This is a genomic window from Paenibacillus vietnamensis (genome assembly GCF_020169515.1).
Lineage (GTDB): Bacteria > Bacillota > Bacilli > Paenibacillales > Paenibacillaceae > Pristimantibacillus > Pristimantibacillus vietnamensis.
Genome location: NZ_JAHMHW010000005.1, coordinates 21,888 through 40,641 on the forward strand (window position 1 = coordinate 21,888; position 18,754 = coordinate 40,641).

The following is an 18,754-nucleotide window of genomic DNA, read 5'->3' on the forward strand; positions in this document are numbered from 1 at the left end:
TCATTTTTGTCCTTTACAAAGGACCGCCGGACTCCAACACTTCATAAAAAGACGGCCGCCGTCTCCCCGGTCGATTCATGACCTTTATAATCAAGCATCAAGGTTGAGCGATCATTATTGCTAAAGCCATACGCAGCTGATCTGAACATCGCAGTAACCTCTCGAGAAAAGTCAATTTTGTTATAGTACTAATCACAACTTTAAGATTGTCCTTCTCCTCCCCCGGCTGTAAGATCGAAATAGATAAGGAGTGATCAAGATATGAACATTCAAGAGCTTACGATCGAGCTGCTGCCTGGCGAATATTGGTGGGGAGGACGGGCCTCTGACGGACGAAGGATGCCTTTCGGCGATTCCTTTTTCAGTGTCGACTTGGCTTCCAACCTGGGGGGAAATCAGGGCTGCCCGTTACTGATCTCGAGTAAAGGCAGATATATTTGGAGCGAAGAACCTTTTTCCTTTCAATTCGGACAAAATCGTTTAAAGGTTACCGGCGGCGAGGGACAGCTGCTCTCGGGTGAAGGCCGCGAAACGTTGCGGGGAGCGTACAGCTATGTATCCAGCACCTTCTTCCCTCCCGATCCGTCGATCCCGGAAGAACTGCTGTTTACGGCGCCGCAATACAATCTATGGATTGAGCTGCTTTATGAACCGACTCAGGAGAAGGTCCTGCAATATGCGAGGGAAGTGCTTGCTCACGGGATGCCGCCGGGCGTCATTATGATTGACGACAACTGGCATGAGCCTTATGGAAGCTGGACCTTCCATTCGGGCCGGTTTCCGGATCCCGGGCGAATGGTTCGGGAGCTGCATGACATGGGTTTCCAGGTGATGCTTTGGGTTTGCCCGTTTGTTTCGCCGGATTCCCTCACGTTCCGCAAGCTCGACCGGACAGGAATCCTGTTGAAGGACCGCAACGGCATGACGGCGATTCGAAAATGGTGGAACGGTTACAGTGCGGTGCTGGATTGCACCAACCCTGAGGCCGTGAAATGGATTCACGAGCAGCTTGATGCGCTGCAGCGTGATTACGGAATTGACGGCTTCAAGCTGGACGCAGGAGATCCGGAGTACTATGAGCCGGACGACCTCAGCTATGTGCCTGCCACTACCCGCAACGGGCATTGCGAGGCATGGGCCAAGGTCGGACTCAACTATCGGCTGAACGAATACCGCGCTTGCTGGAAGCTTGCTGGACAGCCGCTCGTTCAGCGCCTTAAGGATAAGAACAGCGAGTGGGAAGGCAACGGTCTGGATACCTTAATTCCCGACGGCTTGGCGCAAGGCCTTCTCGGTTATGCCTATATCTGTCCCGATATGATCGGCGGAGGGCAGTATGAAAGCTTTTCGGCGGACAGACTGGATCCGGAGCTGTTTGTCCGTTATGCCCAGTGCTCCGCCTTGTTTCCGATGATGCAGTTTTCCGCGGCTCCTTGGCACGTTCTGGATGAGCAGCACCTTCGCTATTGCGTAGAAGCGGCAGGGCTGCATGCCCGGTTCGGACCGGAAATTTTGGAGCTTGCCAAACATGCGGCCAGGACCGGAGAGCCGATTGTTCGCCATATGGCCTATGAATTTCCCGGGGAGGGCATGGAAACCGTCCAGGATCAGTTCATGCTCGGCAGCTCGCTGCTGGTCGCCCCCGTCATCACAAAAGGGGCAAGAACGAGAACGGTCAAATTTCCTGCAGGTACCTGGATTGGAGACGACGGCAGTGTCGCGACAGGCCCGGCGGTTGAGCAGATCGATGTGCCGCTCGGCAGACTGCCTTGGTATAGGAAGAAATAAATCAGATCAATGTAAATCTTAGCTCAGAATCGCCTTTGATTCGTCAGGAAAACTGATGGATCAAGGGCTTTTTTTGATTCATGGAGCTATTAGCTGATTTCAGAGTAAATCGGGTGACATTCTGAAAAACGTGTACATATTGTATTAGAATACTGATTAGTGGAAGGGGACTGCTTACATGATTCATCCAGATACAGAACTTCGATTTGTAAGCGAACAGGTAGGTCTCGGTGTATTTGCTACAAAATTCATCCCCAAGGGAACGATCGTTTGGATTTCTGATGATTTAGAAATCGTACTGGATGAGGATTATGTAGATTCCCTCGACGAAATGCGGAAAAACATCATTTTAAAATACACGTATCAAGAAAATAACGGCGACTATATTCTTCACTGGGATCACACCAGGTACATGAATCACAGCTTCCTTCCGAACTGTATCGATACGGCTTACGATTTTCAATTGGCAGCCAGAGACATCAAGCCTGGTGAACAATTAACGTGTGACTATGGCATATTGGGCGACGTTGAAGATTTTGAATGCGTGCCGGAAGATGGGGCGACCCGAACGGAAATTAAAGCGGATGATTATTTACACTACTATCAGGAATGGGACGAGATGGCCAGGGAGGCGTTTAAGCATTTCAACGAGGTTGAGCAGCCGCTGAAATTTTTAATCAAAAAGAAATTTATGACCAAAGTTAAAAATGTAGCTTCCGGACGAAGACCATTGGATTCGATCCTTACTCTATTCGAATCGTAGTCACTCTTGAGCGTTGTAGAGCGGCAGCGGCAGTTTTGGACGACGGTTTCACCGTCCAGGCAGCCGCTGCCATTATTTTTTAGTCCTATTTCTGTTCGGACAGCTTGTTAGGACTCTAGGTTCATTGTACAATTTGATTTAACTCATCAGGCTTAGTGCTGGACAAAAGTTGGATGTCCGTGTTAAACAAACGGACGGTAAGGTGGCGGCGTTTGAGCATAATTAAAGACTTTTTGCTTCAGTTATCACTAGTCATTGTGCCCGTTGGAATTTATCAGGCTTATTTGTTAGGCCATATTCGAATTAAGAATCACAAAGCCCTTTTTCCGGCTTTACTTTGGGGCAGCTCCGCTTTATTATGCATGTCTTTTCCGATCAGCTACGGAAACGGAATGCATCATGACTTCAGAATCGTCCCCATGCTAATCGGCACCTTATATTGCGGACGAAGAACCGGCCTGTTTTTAGCGGTCCTGGTGCTTCTATACCGTTTATATGTAGGCCTGGACATAGGCTTCTTCAGTTCACTGCTGGCTATCGTCTGCGGTTTTTCCGTTATCCTTTATTTCCAGAAGAGATTCGAAAACGTGTCAAAGGACAAGCGTATTCAACTGGCTGTCCTGCTATCGTCTTATTATTGCTTGGTGGGCGCTTCTTTAGTTTCGGTCATGAGGGGAGTGACAACCGAGAGCTTAACCGTTCAGTTTTTGCACTTCGGTTGTGCCGCCGGCCTGGTCTGGCTGATGACGGTTTTAAATGAAAACACGGCAGAGATCCATAGGATGCGCATAGAGCTTCAAAATGCGGAGAGGCTTCGTCTGATCGGAAACTTAACCGGTGTATTTGCCCATGAAATCCGCAATCCGATGCAGGTAGCCCGGGGGTTTCTTCAACTGCTCGATACGCCCGATCTGCCGGATAAGAAGAAACAGTATATTGAGCTGGCTATTGAAGAATTGGATCAGGCGAACAATATCATTCATAATTTTTTGACATTAGGCAAGCCTCCCGAGGAATGTGATGAGTTCGTGGATGCCGGCAATCAGCTGCAGCGCGCTGTGACTCTGATGCATAACTATGCTTTAAGCAAAAATGTATCGATCCATACGAACATTGAGAGCGGTTGTTTCGTTCACGGCAATGCCCAAAGAATGAACCAATTTTTGGTTAACATTTTGAAAAACGCAATTGAATCTATGCCTGATGGCGGGGCGATTTGGGCCTCTTGCATGGCCGCTGAGGATTCTCAGGTCGAAATACGCGTGATTGATAAGGGAGTAGGGATGTCGAACGAGGAAGTGGAACGGCTCGGTTCCCCTTATTATTCCTTGAAGGAAAACGGCACCGGATTAGGGATGATGGTATGCTTCCAGATTATCAAGTCGTTTAATGGAAAATTAAAAGTGATCAGCGAACGAAATGTTGGAACGGAAGTCGTAGCGAGGATTCCGAAGACGAATGCTTCCTAGCGGCGGGCGCACCTGAATAAACCCTTGATTTGTCAGGAATCTGATGAATCAAGGGTTTTCTTTATTTCAGTGAGAAAGAGAACAAGAATGGCAAAGAAATAGCGCAAATGAGCATGAAATCACAAAAAATTTAGCGCGTAGATTCTGTATAATTAGCCATTATGACGGGTTTTGGCACCAAAAGGTGCACATCTTGAGAAACCAGTGAGTAGGGGGAATAACCGTGCAAAATAAGCCTTGGATTTCCGATCAAGGAGATGGAACGTTCATCAATCCCGTGCTTCATGCGGATTACTCGGATCCCGATGTGATCCGGGTCGGCGAGGATTTTTACATGACCGCTTCAAGCTTCGGTCATATTCCGGGATTACCGATTCTTCATTCGAAGGATTTGGTCAACTGGACCATAATCAATCATGTCATTCAGCGGATGGACATCCCCGGCTACGACAAGCCGCAGCACGGCAACGGGGTATGGGCGCCTGCGCTAAGATATCACGACGGTAAATTTTGGGTATATTACGGCGATCCGGATGCAGGGATTTTCATGAGCACGGCAGTCGATCCGGCAGGGGAATGGGAGCCGCTGCACCTCGTTCAGGAAGGCAAAGGTCTGATCGATACTTGTCCTTTCTGGGATGAGGACGGCGAGGCATATTTGGTTCACGCGTTTGCCAACAGCCGGTGCGGCATTAAACATAAGCTGAGATTGTGCCGGATGTCTCCTGATGGAAGACGGCTTCTGGACGAAGGCCGGATCATCTTCGACGGAACCGAGAATCATCCGACCATGGAAGGGCCGAAGATGTATAAGCGCAACGGTTATTATTACATTTTTGCGCCGGCAGGCGGGGTTGCCACGGGCTGGCAGACGGTGCTGCGCGCCTCCTCCATCTATGGTCCGTATGAAGATAAAATCGTATTGAAGCAAGGCGATACTCCGATTAACGGGCCTCACCAAGGCGGTTGGGTTGAATTGGAATCCGGGGAATCCTGGTTTATGCATTTTCAGGACAAGGGAGCATTCGGGCGGATCGTTCATCTGCAGCCGGTTCGTTGGGTTGACGATTGGCCTTTCATGGGTATTGATCTCGATAGGGACGGCATAGGGGAGCCTGTTCTCCGTCACGCTAAGCCAAACGTAGGCAAGGAGTATCCTGCCCAGGTTCCGGACGAATCCGACGAGTTCGACCGTGCAAAGCTTGGACTCCAGTGGCAATGGCAAGCGAATCCGAGTCCGGCTTGGTACTCGCTCGGGCAGAAGGAAAGCCATCTGAGGCTGTATGCCTCCCCGGCTCCGGAAATGTACAACGCACCAAACCTGCTGCTGCAAAAGTTTCCTGCTGATTCTTTCCAGGCGGAAGCTCAACTGGATTGTACCACGCTGGGGGCAGGGGAACGGGCCGGCCTGATCGTGTTCGGCTACCAATATGCATATGTGGCGTTCCGGGTGAAGGAAGACGGATCCGGGATGGAGCTGCTTAGGGCGGAAGGAAATGCAGCCGGCGAAAACGTAATTTGGTCAACCGATGTGACGGCGTCAAACGTTGTACTCCGGGTGACGGTGAATAAAGAGGCTGAGTGCTCCTTTGAGTATTCCGTCAACGACGGCGAGTTTGCTCCGTGCGGCGAATACGCGTTTCAAGCGACGGAAGGCCATTGGGTAGGAGCCAAAGTCGGGCTCTTCGCCGCCCGTTCGGGGGACGGGCCAAACGGAGGTTATGCGGATGCCGATTGGTTCCGCGTGACCCGGGCATAGTGCGCTTCATTTTCGAGATGGACCGTTTCATTCCGGATATCGAATCCACTGGAAATTCCGGACCGCGAGCTAACGGAGATTTTGGAAATCACTTATACGAATTTAAGCCGGTTTCTGAAGCCGGACGGCGGCTTCTCCCGCGAGCTCGGGCATTCGCCGCCCGCGTCGAACACGGCGCAGGTCAAACAGGGCGAGCATTACCCGTATATGCCTGAACCGGTAAGGATTGGCAAGGGGGTAGCGGAGGGCGACATGAACGCCGGAACGCAGGCGATATGGATCCGGGAGCTGAGCCACAAGCTGGCCAAGCTCGATTATGCTCCGTTAATCGTGTATTCGGAACAATTTTGGGATTGGGTAAAGGGGGAACACAAAGAATGAGCAGGACGTATAACAATCCGATATTGCCGGGGTTTCATCCCGATCCTTCCATCGTTAGAGTCGGCGAGGATTATTATATGGTAAACTCCACGTTTCAATATTTTCCGGCTATTGTTATTTCCCATTCCAGGGATTTGGTGCATTGGGAATATATCGGACATGCGATCGCCCGCAGCGAGCATATCCGTCTGGAGCATCTCCCGGATTCTTTCGGAATTTGGGCGCCGGACATTTCGTTCCATGAAGGAGTTTTCTATATTTTCGCAACCCTCCGTCTGGAGGGAGCCGGCAGAGCCAACATCATGATGAAGTCCGAGCGGCCGGAAGGTCCGTATTCCGCGCCTGTAGTCATTAACGACATCGGCCTCGATCCATCGCATTTTATTGACGACGATGGAACCCGCTATATGGCGTATGGCAGCAAAGGGGTTACCATTGTAAAGCTGAATGAGGAAAGCTCCGAGGCTGTAGAAGAGCCAGTCCATCTGTGGGAAGGAACGGGACGAGTCGCACCCGAAGGTCCCCACATTCTAAAGAAAGACGAGTATTATTATGTCATTCTGGCAGAAGGCGGAACCGAATACGGGCACTGCGTAACGGCGGCCAGATCGACCTCTTTGTTCGGCCCGTACGAACCGTGCCCGTTCAATCCGGTCCATACGCAAACGGATCCGCAAGCGCCCATTCAAAGAGCGGGTCACGGGAAATTGGTGCAAACCGGGCAAGGCGACTGGTGGATCGTACATTTGGGCGGAAGACCGCTCGGAGGCGGATATTGCACCTTGGGAAGGGAAACCTTCCTGGAACCGGTTCAATGGACGGAAGAGGGATGGTTCACCGTCAATCAAGGAAGAGGGCCGGCATTAATTCAAGAGGCTCCTCCCTTGGAGCAGGTCGTTTATCGCGAACCGGCGTTGGACGAATTTGCGGAGGGCAGCCTTCCGCTGCATTGGCAGTTCGTTCGAAATCCGGACGAGGGCAATGTGTCGTTTACGGAGAGAGATTCGCATGTCCGGATATGGACGGGAGCGGGCGATCTGGACACGATTCAAGCCAAAAATGTGATCGTACGCAGAGAACAGCACCACAGCTACACCGCATCGATGAAGCTTGAATTCAAGCCGGAACGCGACGGAGAGCAGGCCGGGCTGGTATGTTATTACGATTCCAGATGTTTTATCAAGCTGTGCTCGACGTATGACAACGGGCTCAAGCTTAAGCTGATCGAAAATAGGGCCAGACAGCTGACGAATTTAGGCGCGATTGAGGTTACCGGTGACGGTCCGATTTATTTAAAGGCTGCCGTTAACGGAATGGAACGAACATTTTATTATAGCTATGATAATACAGGATGGATCGAAGCGGGACGCATTCCCGACGCGCTTTTTCTAAGCGACGAGGGGACGCAGGAGAAAAAGGCTTTTACGGGTACGATGGTAGGCTTCTATGCCGGTCATGGAGGCAGCGGGCGCAGAATCGCTGCGGATATCGATTGGTTCTTATATGAACCGCAGAGCACTTTATTCACTTGATAAACAGCTCGCTTGATGAAAAAACGTTGAACAAATGGTGGTGCAGGAATATTCCTGCACCACCATTTGTTGTTTTGAAGCAACGGACATAAACGCCGCTTAGAACGACGAAGCAGCAAGTGTCGGCGGCTAACGGACAGGAGAGTTGTTTAGGTCGGGTGCAAGGTGTGCTTCCTTTAAAAGCATGGCTGTAAGGCGCTGAGATGACCGTTATTATGTTGAAATCGCAGAATTTGCTCTCTAATTGTCTTTTTTGTCCTTTAAAAAGATGCCGTTCGCTTACTCGATAACCTTTTGGAACAGCCCCCGCTGGCGCTTGCGGTACTGGAGCGGGGAGCAGCCGTTTGCCGCTTTGAACAGCTTGTAGAAATTCGCAACCGGCTCTATTCCGATCTGCGCGGCAACCTCGATCATCTTGAGGACCGTGGCCGCAGAAGCCGCTGGGCTTCCCGAATACGCACCAGCTGCACATACTCCGGGAAGCCAAATCCGGTACACTGCTTGAACTTTCGGCTAAGGTAATAAGGGCTGACGAAAAAACGGCCCGCCAATCTTGAAGCCGCCGCGTTTCCTTATCCCGGAGTAGGCATGTATGGGATGATTAAAGCATTTGAAGTTTGGGGCGAGCAAATCGTCAGCGAAATTGCCGCCAAGCATCTCGACAAGGACGAAACGGTGCTTCATGCGTCCGGCGGAACGGATTGCCAGTCGGTGAAATCCGCCCGGCGCGAGGTTTTTTTGGCAGGTACTGCATATAAATTAGTGATGGATAACCGGAACGTTCGGATCGAGCGTAAAAGGACGTGGAGCTATGAGGATTTACGTCGCGAAGGACGGCGATACCCTTAGCCGGATTGCGGAACAGTTCAATATTACTATAGAGTCCCTGCTTTCTCTCAATGCGCAAATTGGAAGTCCCGGGCAGCTCCTTTCCGGAGAACCGATTTATTTGCCTACCCATACCATGTCAAGGGAATACCGGACTGCGAGTCCTTTTGGAAATCTGCAGTGTCCGGTTCCCTGGTTTCCGACTATGCCTCCGGAGGAAATGGAAAAAAACGAATACGATGTGATAATCGTCGGTACCGGGGCGGGAGGCGGTGCGGTCCTTTGGCGATTATGCGAGCAGTGGGGAGCGAACGGCAAACGGATCGGCGTCGTGGAAGCGGGTGATTTGACAGCCCCGACGCATGCAGCCAACCTTCCGTATTTTAATGCCGACCTTTATACATACACGGGGCAATCGCATCCTCAATTTCCGGGCACCAGGCAAGTGATCGCCTTCGGAGGAAGAACCTTATTATGGGGGTTAATCAGTCCCCGCGTCCCCGATTTCGCCCTTGCGGAATGGCCGGTTCCGGTTAACGAAATGAAAGCCTATTACAACATTGCCGAAAAGCTGATGAGCGTCACCCAAAACTTTCAAAACAATTCGTCGCTGCAAGAGATGCTGCTCGGACGGCTCCAAAATCATGGATTTCTGGAGGCGCAATATGCGCCGATCGCCGCCGACCTCACTCCGACCAAATATGGGGTCGTACATTCCAACGTCTTTTTCAGCTCGATTCAATGCTTCGCATCCGGCATTTACCGCCGGCCTTTCGATCTTGCTGTCAGGTCACGGGCCGTTCAAGTCTATCTGGAAAACGGAAGAGCGGCGGGAGTCAGGGTCATGCAGCCGGACGGAAAATCGTACGTGATCAGATCCAAAACCATCGTTTTGTCAGCCGGCGCTTTGGAAAATCCGCGTATTTTGCTGAATTCCGGAATTGAGGGCAGGGCGATCGGGCATTATTTGACGGGCCATACTTATGTAAGAGCCAGGGGGAAAATCGAAACGAAGGATTTCCCGGATATGCTCGGGACGCTCGATATTTTAATTCCGCAAACGCAAGATCGTCCTTTTCAGATCCAGATAGACGGGCCGTACGGCCCGGATTGGTTTGTCATGTACCAGCAGTATAAAGAAAGACCTTTCAGAGACGATTGGGAAATCACGTTATACGGCTTCGGAAAAACCCAATCGCGTTACGAAAATCGGGTTGCGATCGATCCGTTAAGGCGAGATCAGTACGGCATTCCGCTCATCCAAATCGATTTTTCTTACAGCGATCAGGATTTGGAAATTAGAAGGCAAGCGGCAAATACTTTGCAGCAGGCTGCCGCAGCGATAGGAGTACCGATCGTCGCGCAGGAAGGCGAACCGGCGATCCAGGTGGTGCCGCCCGGAGGCGACCAGCATGAGTCCGGAACCTGCCGGATGGGCCATGACCCGGATACCTCGACGACAAACCCGTATGGCCAGGTCCACGGCGTCCCGGGTCTTTATGCGGCGGACCTTAGCGTGCTGCCTACCCTGAACGCCGCCAATCCTACCTTGAGCGTCGTCGCCCTGGCCATACGTACGGCGGATTATATCGTCAGTCAAAACGGATCTTGAAAAGTTACGCAGAGGCATATAGCTAGTTTTTTTCTTTTGCGCACTCTCCCCTCGGCTCAGGATAGGAACATGTCTACAGCATGGCTTCCTGAGCTGAAGGGAGAATGGAGCAAAGAAGAAAAAAAGAAGGTGACCTATCGAAACTTTATTCTCCGCCGGCTACCAAGGAATAGAAAACCGGAGGCGCGGGTGCTTCCACTTTACCATGCCTGTAAGCATAAGCGCCGCGAAGTAGAGGAGCAAGGAGCCGGCTATGGAACCAATGACGCTCCAAATCATCGGCAGGCCTTGAACTGTAAGATAGTCAAAGCTCCAGTGCCCGCATATCGCCATCAGCAGCATGCAGATGCCTACTTTTACATAAGGCCGAAGGCTCCAGTAAAAACCGATCGAGCTCGAGATCGAGAAGAAGTTTAGCAGCGTCTGCATGACAATCCCGATGCCGATGCCGTACGCAACGCCAATAATACCGAATTGGCTGCCGAACACGAAGATAGAGACAGTCTTGAATACCATGGCTGTGACGTAGTTCCACAGCGTTGCTTTCGCGCGGCCGAGTCCGAGCAGAATCGCATGCAGCGGAGCGTCGAAATAATGCAGGAAAAACATCGGCGCCAATACTTTCAGCAGCAGCCCCGCTTCCGGCGCATCGTATACGAGCGTCGTGAGCGGGGTTGCCCATTCGAACAGGATCACGGTCGCAGGCGCTCCGATCAGAAGGCCCAAGCCAAGCGCCTGATCCATTCTTTCATGCATAAGCAGATTGTTTTTGTTCGCCGCCGCCTCGCCGATTGCAGGAATAAGAGCGGTGGACAACGATTGCGTAATAAAGCTTGGCATAAAAAGCAAAGGAAACGTATAACCCGCCAGCATGCCGAATTGCTTCGTGGCCAGCGCCGTGCCGACGCCGGCCAGCGCCAGGCTTGTTGTGATGAGCAACGGCTGGAACGTGCTGTAGACCGATTGAATGATGCCGTGACCGGTAGTCGGCAGGCCGATCTGCAGCAGCTCGGCGAGCGTGCTTTTTCCTTCCTTCAGATGGCTCGCCCAGGTTTCGCCGGGACTTTTCGATTCACCGTACAGCTTGTAGCTTATCATCAGGAATAAGAGGCTGATCGCTTCGCTGACGACAGAGGCGGCCATGGCGCCTGCAGCCGCATACGCGACGCCGTAGGGCAGCAGCAGGTGTACCAGCGCCAGTACGCAGGCGATCTGTACCGTATGCTCAAGAACATCGGAAGCGGCGATCGTCTTCATCTGCTGCATGCCGCGAAAGTACCCCTTGAGCACGGCGGAGACCGCGACGATCGGCGCGATCGGCGTGATGGCCAGCATCGCATAATAGGCGCGCTGATCGCTGAGCAGGATCGATGCGATCCACTCGGATCCAAGCAGCGAAACGGTCGTAAGGGTAACGCTGAGTACGCTGGTGACGGCGAGCGAGACGTGCAGAATGCGCCTCACCTTCATCCGTTCGCCGCGGGCGCTCGCCTCCGCGACCAGCTTCGAAATCGCCACCGGCAAGCCCAGCTCGGTAATCGTAATGACAAGCGGCACGAGCGGATGCGCCATCATCAAGAGGCCGATTCCTTCCGCGCCCAGTACGCGAGCGATATACATGCCGCTTATAAAGCCGAGAATACGGTTGATGAAAGCGGCGATTGACAAGACCAGCGTACCCTTCATGAACGATTGCCCGGGTTGTGACATGTTTTGGTTCCTCCAGTTCCTTGAATACTTCATTGTATTCAGTTTTTGGAAAAGCATGCGAACAAGCAGGCAGCTTGAACAAATCGGGACAAGCACCACGGAAGGAAATAACTCGAATGGAAATGAGACACTTAAGGAAAAATATCCATTAGAATATTTATCCTGAGGTGATTGCTGTGTGCCAAAAAGCTATTTTTTTCCTGCTGACCCTTTTTGTTCTCGCTTCCGTTTCCGGCTGCCAAGCCCGTGGGCCGGGGGAGCAAGATCTTCTGCGGATCCAATCGGCAGGTGAAGCGGGGAACAAAAAAGTCATTTTAATCGTCGTAGATTCGTTAATGGCTCAGAGCATCGACCGCGGTATCCGGCAAAACAGGCTGCCGGCGTTTCAATTCCTGATCGGCCGCGGGCAATATTATAAAGAGATGGTCAGCTCCTTTCCTACGATGTCCGTCACCATCGACAGCTCGCTGATTACCGGCGCTTATCCGGACGAGCACCGGGTGCCGGGATTGACCTGGTATTCGATGGATGACCGGAGACTGATCAATTACGGAACGGGACCGATGGAGGTGCTGCATCAGGGGGGAGGCCCTGTACTATCCGATGCGCTCGTTCATTTGAACCGAAGCCATCTGAACGGCAAGCTGCCTACCATTTACGACGAGCTGGCCCGGCGCGGGTTTACATCCGGATCCGTCAACGGGCTTATTTACCGGGGACAGACCAATCATACACTGTCCATACCGGGATGGATGCAGGCCGTTTCTCCGCTGCCCGATAAAATTCAGGTAATAGGACCCGATTTTCTGTCGCTCGGAGTTTTATCCAACCCGCTTGAAGGAGCGGCGCATCTCCCCGTCGGACCGTTCGGGCGGTTCGGCTTGAATAACAGCTTTGCGATTGAAACCGTCAGCTATTTGGTCCGGACGAAGGCTTTGCCGGATTTTTTATACGTGTATTTGCCTGATCTCGATCAAAAGCTGCATCGAAACGGACCGTCGGATATGGCGGGTGTCGAAAAGACGGACCGTCAGCTGCAAAACCTGCTGGAAGCGTTCGGATCTCCGGAGCAAGCGCTGAACGAAGCGGTCTTTCTTATTATGGGGGATAGCGGAATGACGCCGATCCTGCCTGCCGCTCAGCAGCCTGAAATCGATCTGCCTGCGCTGCTTGGACCTGAAAGGGTGCTTAGCCCGGGTGAGAAGGTATCCGAGAGGACTGAGCTCGTGACGGCCGTCAACGAAACAATGGCGTATGTCTACGCCTTAAAGGAGAATCAGCCGCTCAAGAATACGGCCGAGCTCCTCTTAACCGATCCGCGTATCGATTTTGTCGCATGGAAGGAGAAGGAATGGATTCGTGTCATTCAGGCTTCGACTCTCAAGCAGCTTAAGTATAAAGCCGGAGGCGGGCTCAAAGATTCTTACAATCAAGCGTGGACAATCGAGCAGGACGGTACCGTGCTGGATCTGAAGGTGAATACAGCCGGCGGCTCGGTTGCGTACGGGGATTATCCCGACGCCTTGAGGCGGTTGTCGGGCGCCTTGCATTCGCAAAACGGAGAGTTTCTCATCGTCACAGCGAAGCCGGGCTATGAGCTGGCGGACAAAAGCTCGCCGTCGCATAAGGGCGGCGGCGGTCACGGTGCCATGTACCGGATGGAATCGCTTGTCCCATTAATTATTTCCGAAACCGGACACAGGCCCAAGTATTTGCGTATAGTCGACCTGAAAGCTTTTTTGCTGGACCTTGTGACAAAGCAAAAAGGACAAGTTCAATAGGACCGCTCGCGAATCGTTTTCCTGTATTGCTCGGGCGTGACGCCTTTATTTTTCTTGAACATTTGGCAAAAATAGGACGGGCCAAGCCCCCCCACCTCCGAAGCGATCTCGCGGATCGGTTTGGAGGTGCCGGCGAGCAGCGAGCAGGCTTCTCTTACCCGGCGGACCGTCAGGTACTCCGACAAAGTGATGCCTGTTGCTTCCTTGAACAAATGCGACAGATGATACGGGGACAGGTACAGGTCGTCAGCCATCTCTTCCAGGCGGAAGGGGCGGCGGAAGTGGGTTTCCAGCCACTCCGTAATGCTTTCGACATGCTTTAACGCCCGCGGGCTTGCATGGGCGCCGGGAAGGCTGTCCGCAAACACATGCTGCTGCAGATAACGAAGCAGCTGCAGCATCAGCAGACCAAAGCTTTCCTCGCGATCCTCCGGAGGCTCTTGGCACGCCCGGCCGAGCTCCTCCAGCATTCCGGGCAGCCGGCTCTCTTCCTGGAGCGAGAATACCTGCCGCGGTAAAACGCCTTTCCAAATCCGCTCGTAAAACCGCTGCAGCCCGGGAAACGGAGCGAGATAACCGGTCAGAAAATGGGGATCGAAGGTCAAATTGGTGCGCACATAAACGGAGTCCGGCTTGGAAGGCACGTCAACGAGATGCAGCTGATAAGGCTGAATCCAGAGTAAAGTGCCGCCGGATAGCGGGTAAGCTTTGCCTTCCAGCATCACTTCGCCTTGTCCTTCGTAAATGTACAGCATTTCAATGCCCTGATGGGCGTGAAACCAGCGGGAGTGCTCCGATTTAAGTTTATGCTTGCAAAGAAAGGGGCCGAGCTCGAATTCGATCCGGTCGTATGAAGTCATCGATCCATTTCCTCTCTCATGATGCTATGCCGCCGGGGGACGGCGGTATGCGATGCTGCCAATTCACAATTTACCTATATATTATCACAACAAACCTATGATGGATTACTCCTATAATAGATTCAGTTAGCAAGAGAACACAATAGGAGGCCACTCATGAACTGGACAAACGCCATTGAGCAAACTATTCGTACAACAACCGCAAATATTAGCCGCTTCAAGGACAAGTTTCCGCATGTAAGCAGCGGCGACGGAAAGTACCGGCTGGTGGATCAAACGGACTGGACGGAAGGGTTCTGGGCGGGGATTTTATGGCTGAGCTACGAATATAGTCAAGATCCGGTTATCCGCGATGCTGCCGTTCAAAGCGTGGCTTCGTTCAGCAAAAGGCTGGAGCGGGAAAGCCATCTGGAGCACCACGATATCGGTTTTCTGTATTCCCTGTCGGCCAAGGCGCAGTGGATACTGGAGCAGGACGAGTCCGCGAGGGAGACGGCTCTAAGGGCCGCGGATATATTAATGAAGCGGTGGCGGTCAGGCCCGCAGCTTATCCAGGCTTGGGGACCGGAAGGCGATCCGCATAACGGCGGCCGTATTATTATCGACTGCCTGATGAATCTGCCGCTCCTGTACTGGGCAGCGGAGCAGACCGGCGATCCGACATATGCGGATACGGCCCGCATTCATGCCGAGAAGAGCAGGCGTTTCCTCGTGCGGGGGGATGACTCTTCCTATCATACGTTCTACTTTGATCAGGAAACGGGCGATTCCTTGCGCGGCGGCACGCATCAGGGCTTCAGGGACGGCTCGACCTGGACACGCGGCCAAGCTTGGGGCATATACGGCTTCGCGCTTGCCTACCGGTATTTCCGGGAGCCGCAATTTTTGGAAACATCGAAGCGGCTGGCGCGATATTTTATCGACCATCTGCCTGACGATCATGTGGCTTATTGGGATTTCGATGCTCCGCAGGCCGAAGGCACACCAAGAGACAGCTCGGCATCGGCGATTACCGCGTGCGGCCTGCTGGAGCTGATTGAGCATTTGCCGGCCGGGGACCCGGAGCGGGAATTTTTTCTCGCGGCTGTGCACCGGTCTATGAATTCTCTCATCGAGAACTATTTTACGGCCGGAGACGAAGCCGAAGAAGGTTTCCTGAGACATGGCTCGTATTCCGTAAGAGGCGGCGTGTCTCCCGACGATTTTGTCATCTGGGGCGATTACTTCTTCCTGGAGGCGCTGCTGCGCTTGGAGAGCCGGATTCCGGGGTATTGGTATGAACGGCATGAGAACATGGGCTGACCCTGCACGATATATGGAGTTGCCAGGAACCCAGTAAGTAAATAAATGGATTTCTTGTATCTAAATCGAGCTTGGATCCACTTTTTCGCATAATAACTGGATTTAGTACAGCTAATCCTCGGAGATGGCGCGAATTTCAAAGAAGCGGTCCATTTTACGGTATTGAATCCAGTTATTTAATCAAAGGAAACTCACTCTTCTGAAATAAAGACAACAAATCCAGTTATGCCTGCCCTCATTCACCATTGCAAGCCTGATTCTTCTATCAGCCTGCACAGCTTTGAGACTCGTTGGAGTCTTGAGGTCGTGCAGGTATTTTTTTGTGGGGGGATGACGCAACAAGCAGGTCGTTCACATATTTTATTATTGCATTCCGGGTTAACTTGTCCTACTATGAATTTAAATTAATATTTTTATTTTTCAATAAATATAAATATTAATTTAACAAATGACAGACGCTCGCCTTTGATTAACACAAGCCATTTAAACAAAATCGTGGAGGAATACTCGAGATGGATGCATACTTATTTGTACATTTTAAGGAAAAGAAAACGGTGGACGGGGAGCAGGTCTATTTTGCGCTTAGCACGGACGGGTTTAACTGGGAGCAGGTGAACGGAGGGCAGCCGGTGCTCTGGAGCGAGCAAGGGGATAAGGGGGTCCGGGATCATACGATTGTGCGGACGAAGGAAGGCAAGTTTTACATCCTTGCGACCGACCTGTGCCTGGCGGGCTTATTCGAGACGAAGTACAAAGGCAGCTGGGGCCATATTTCGCGGGAAGGAAGCAAATGCCTGTCCCTGTGGGAGTCGGACGATCTTGTGAACTGGTCCGAGCAGCGGATGATCGAGCTGGGCGACGAGGATTTCGGCTGCCTCTGGGCGCCGGACGTCATTTACGACAAGCAAAAGGAAGATTACGTCATTCACTGGTCCTCGGCGCATGCGTCGAACAATTACGGCTTTAAGGCTATTTATTATACGCGGACCAAGGATTTTGCAACCTTTACGAAGCCGCAGATGCTGTGCCGGAAGGACGACAGCGGCATTATCGATTCCGCGGTGTACGAGGAGAACGGCATGTTCTACCGCTTCCTGAAGAGTGAGTCTAACCCTGGGGGCATCATCTTGCAAAAGGGCAGCACCCTCACCGGCGAATATACTAGAATCGAAGAGTTTGACGGAGAAATGGCCAAGCTCGGCAGCAGCGCATATGAAGCGCCTACCGCATTTAAGCTGGCTGACGGCAGATGGTGCCTGATGCTGGACTTCTTCGGTGTCGTCGGCGAGGGGCAGGGCTACGTTCCGTTTATCGCCGACGATATCGACAGCGGGCGTTTCATCCGTTCCGATGAAAGCTTCAGCTTCCCTTACCGCTTCAAGCATGGCACGGTCCTTTCCATTACGAGGGAGGAGTATAACCGGATTAAAAGCTCGGAAGTCGGAGTGCGGCGGGGCTGATAAGAGGCGGCGGTTCCGGTGACGCAGCGGCGAGGTGGGGCGGGGGGTGAGGAATAGCGATAGTATCTATCGTTATTCTCTCCTCGAGGTAACTTTAGCGTCGGATTACGGACATTTTTATCGTTGTTCCGGCTCGGATGACGCACCAGGGACCCGCCAGGGTGCTGGAGGTCTGGGCATCTGGAGCAAAGCCCGTGCCGGCAAGCTGCCTGCACGGGCTTTTAACTCAAAACACAAATTCGGAGCTCCAATCCCCCGTCACGGGAGCATCCGGCAGCACAGGCAGGCTCAGCCGCTCAAAAGCGGACTGCAAATAATCCATGCGGATCCTGACGCCGCCGGCTTCCGGCAATGGGAACGCCGCAGCGCCGGGACACTCCAGACGCTGCAGCGTTTGAAGGTCACGGGCATAGATTGCCGCATCCCATCGTACGCCGGACATGACCCTGCTGATGACAGGCAGAGGAAAGCCGGTTGCCAAATGGATAATGGACACGACCTTATCCCACTCATAACGGATCATGCGATGGGCTCTAAGATGCGCCGTCAAATAAGCGATAACGACCGGCTCGTTGTCCCTGGCCCAGCGTTCATCCGCAACCACTCCCGTTAAGTAGTCGGCCCCGAGACCTTCCTCCAGCAGCAGCCTACCGGAGCCCGATTCCTTCAACAGGCTTGCATAAGGCTCCCACATTACGCTTGCTCCGACCCGCCGATCCCGGATGCTTTCAAGGCATGCGCTCATATCGGGATGAGTGATCGGAGCTTCGTGCCGGCCAATCGAGGACATCAGCTGCTGAAGCCGGTAACCGGCACTGGAATTGGCAACGGTCGAAATGCTCGCATTAGACAGATCGGAGAGGCGTTCAATCGGACCGGAGGGGTGAACGACAACGGAAATCCCTTTCCCATTGGACGTTTTTCCGTCAAAGGCGAGCAGCACCGGCTGAAACGAAGGAAGCAGCTTGCTTAACATGCCGCTGATGGCAATCGGATAATCGCCGAGCGAAGCAATGTGCAGCTTGCCGCCAACCATGGATTCTACCAATTCCAAGCCGTTTGAGCCGTTATGCCAATCGATGTCCAGCAGGCGGTCGGGATAAAACCGTTTAAGCTCCTCCTCGAACAAACCCGTTTGCTTAATAAGGAGAGAACTCCACATGTGGGCGGTCCCGCTCTGGTAGCCGACGGCTACCTTCAGCATTTTCCGGTCGGGCTCCGTTTCAGCTTTCCCGCTTGAGGAGTAGCTCTTGATCCAGGCTTCCAGCTGCGCGGCGTCTATAAAAACCTCCTTCCCGATTTTGATGAACGGCAGCTGCTTATGCTGGCGCCAGCGATCGATTGTCGCACGGCTGATGCCGAATACATTCATCGCTTCCTGCAAGGTCAGCAGTTTCAATTGGCGAATCCCCCTATGCCCAAATAATAGTGCATTAAACTCATCAAATTTATCGGAATTAAATTCATTTTAAATGATTGTCTATTTCCCTGGCAATATTTTTCTATTCC

Annotated in this window: 16 protein-coding genes and 1 pseudogene; 12 read left to right on the forward strand and 5 right to left on the reverse strand. The window is 52.4% G+C overall.

The window, feature by feature from the left end:
- Positions 1 to 261: 261 nt before the first annotated feature.
- From KP806_RS12595 to KP806_RS12620, 7 genes and pseudogenes are all read left to right on the forward strand, one after another.
- A complete protein-coding gene (locus KP806_RS12595) occupies positions 262 to 1,788 on the forward strand; it encodes a glycoside hydrolase family 31 protein (RefSeq protein ID WP_224724045.1) in 1,527 nt (508 codons plus the stop codon).
- Between the two features lie 178 nt (positions 1,789 to 1,966).
- Positions 1,967 to 2,551 carry an SET domain-containing protein gene (locus KP806_RS12600; protein ID WP_224724046.1) on the forward strand — a complete coding sequence of 195 codons (585 nt, stop codon included), beginning with the start codon at positions 1,967 to 1,969 and terminating at the stop codon, positions 2,549 to 2,551.
- 173 nt (positions 2,552 to 2,724) lie between these two features.
- Positions 2,725 to 3,105: pseudogene (locus tag KP806_RS27975) on the forward strand (LytS/YhcK type 5TM receptor domain-containing protein); the annotation flags it as partial.
- Positions 3,106 to 3,138: 33 nt separating this feature from the next.
- Entirely contained in the window at positions 3,139 to 4,020 is an 882-nt protein-coding gene (locus tag KP806_RS12605; RefSeq protein ID WP_224724047.1) for an ATP-binding protein, read from the forward strand.
- Positions 4,021 to 4,237: 217 nt separating this feature from the next.
- Complete coding sequence (locus tag KP806_RS12610) at positions 4,238 to 5,779, forward strand: glycoside hydrolase family 43 protein (RefSeq protein WP_224724290.1); 1,542 nt, start codon at positions 4,238 to 4,240, stop codon at positions 5,777 to 5,779.
- Positions 5,780 to 5,860: 81 nt separating this feature from the next.
- Positions 5,861 to 6,160 carry a hypothetical protein gene (locus tag KP806_RS12615; protein WP_224724048.1) on the forward strand — a complete coding sequence of 100 codons (300 nt, stop codon included), beginning with the start codon at positions 5,861 to 5,863 and terminating at the stop codon, positions 6,158 to 6,160.
- The gene (locus KP806_RS12620; RefSeq protein WP_224724049.1) at positions 6,157 to 7,692 is read left to right on the forward strand and encodes a glycoside hydrolase family 43 protein; all 1,536 of its coding nucleotides are present in this window, start codon (positions 6,157 to 6,159) and stop codon (positions 7,690 to 7,692) included. Before KP806_RS12615 ends, KP806_RS12620 begins: the two co-directional genes overlap by 4 nt.
- Before the next feature lie 279 nt (positions 7,693 to 7,971).
- Here the strand turns inward: KP806_RS12620 and KP806_RS27980 are convergent, their stop codons facing one another.
- Both KP806_RS27980 and KP806_RS27985 read right to left on the reverse strand, forming a co-directional pair.
- The gene (locus KP806_RS27980; protein WP_224724050.1) at positions 7,972 to 8,106 is read right to left on the reverse strand and encodes a helix-turn-helix domain-containing protein; all 135 of its coding nucleotides are present in this window, start codon (positions 8,104 to 8,106) and stop codon (positions 7,972 to 7,974) included.
- Complete coding sequence (locus KP806_RS27985; RefSeq protein ID WP_224724051.1) at positions 8,103 to 8,243, reverse strand: helix-turn-helix domain-containing protein; 141 nt, start codon at positions 8,241 to 8,243, stop codon at positions 8,103 to 8,105. Before KP806_RS27985 ends, KP806_RS27980 begins: the two co-directional genes overlap by 4 nt.
- A gap of 46 nt (positions 8,244 to 8,289) precedes the next feature.
- Between KP806_RS27985 and KP806_RS12635 the strand changes: the two genes are divergently transcribed.
- Together KP806_RS12635 and KP806_RS12640 are read left to right on the forward strand one after the other, a co-directional pair.
- A complete protein-coding gene (locus KP806_RS12635; protein WP_224724052.1) occupies positions 8,290 to 8,541 on the forward strand; it encodes a hypothetical protein in 252 nt (83 codons plus the stop codon).
- On the forward strand, positions 8,504 to 10,132 hold the full coding sequence (locus KP806_RS12640; RefSeq protein WP_224724053.1) for a GMC oxidoreductase: 1,629 nt from the start codon (positions 8,504 to 8,506) through the stop codon (positions 10,130 to 10,132). Before KP806_RS12635 ends, KP806_RS12640 begins: the two co-directional genes overlap by 38 nt.
- A gap of 159 nt (positions 10,133 to 10,291) precedes the next feature.
- Here the strand turns inward: KP806_RS12640 and spoVB are convergent, their stop codons facing one another.
- Positions 10,292 to 11,842 (reverse strand): stage V sporulation protein B, encoded by a 1,551-nt coding sequence (gene spoVB / locus KP806_RS12645; protein ID WP_224724054.1) that lies wholly within the window; start codon positions 11,840 to 11,842, stop codon positions 10,292 to 10,294.
- 176 nt (positions 11,843 to 12,018) lie between these two features.
- Here spoVB and KP806_RS12650 point away from each other — a divergent pair, with 176 nt between their 5' ends.
- Positions 12,019 to 13,623, forward strand: a complete 1,605-nt coding sequence (locus KP806_RS12650) for an alkaline phosphatase family protein (RefSeq protein ID WP_224724055.1) — start codon at positions 12,019 to 12,021, stop codon at positions 13,621 to 13,623.
- Here the strand turns inward: KP806_RS12650 and KP806_RS12655 are convergent.
- Positions 13,617 to 14,483 carry a helix-turn-helix transcriptional regulator gene (locus tag KP806_RS12655; protein ID WP_224724056.1) on the reverse strand — a complete coding sequence of 289 codons (867 nt, stop codon included), beginning with the start codon at positions 14,481 to 14,483 and terminating at the stop codon, positions 13,617 to 13,619. The two genes, KP806_RS12650 and KP806_RS12655, sit on opposite strands and share 7 nt — an antisense overlap.
- A 156-nt stretch (positions 14,484 to 14,639) precedes the next feature.
- Here KP806_RS12655 and KP806_RS12660 point away from each other — a divergent pair, with 156 nt between their 5' ends.
- On the forward strand, positions 14,640 to 15,785 hold the full coding sequence (locus tag KP806_RS12660; RefSeq protein WP_224724057.1) for a glycoside hydrolase family 88 protein: 1,146 nt from the start codon (positions 14,640 to 14,642) through the stop codon (positions 15,783 to 15,785).
- Positions 15,786 to 16,297: 512 nt separating this feature from the next.
- Positions 16,298 to 17,245 carry a glycoside hydrolase family 43 protein gene (locus KP806_RS12665; protein WP_224724058.1) on the forward strand — a complete coding sequence of 316 codons (948 nt, stop codon included), beginning with the start codon at positions 16,298 to 16,300 and terminating at the stop codon, positions 17,243 to 17,245.
- A gap of 226 nt (positions 17,246 to 17,471) precedes the next feature.
- Here the strand turns inward: KP806_RS12665 and KP806_RS12670 are convergent, their stop codons facing one another.
- Positions 17,472 to 18,644 (reverse strand): helix-turn-helix domain-containing protein, encoded by a 1,173-nt coding sequence (locus tag KP806_RS12670; RefSeq protein WP_224724059.1) that lies wholly within the window; start codon positions 18,642 to 18,644, stop codon positions 17,472 to 17,474.
- Positions 18,645 to 18,754: the final 110 nt, after the last annotated feature.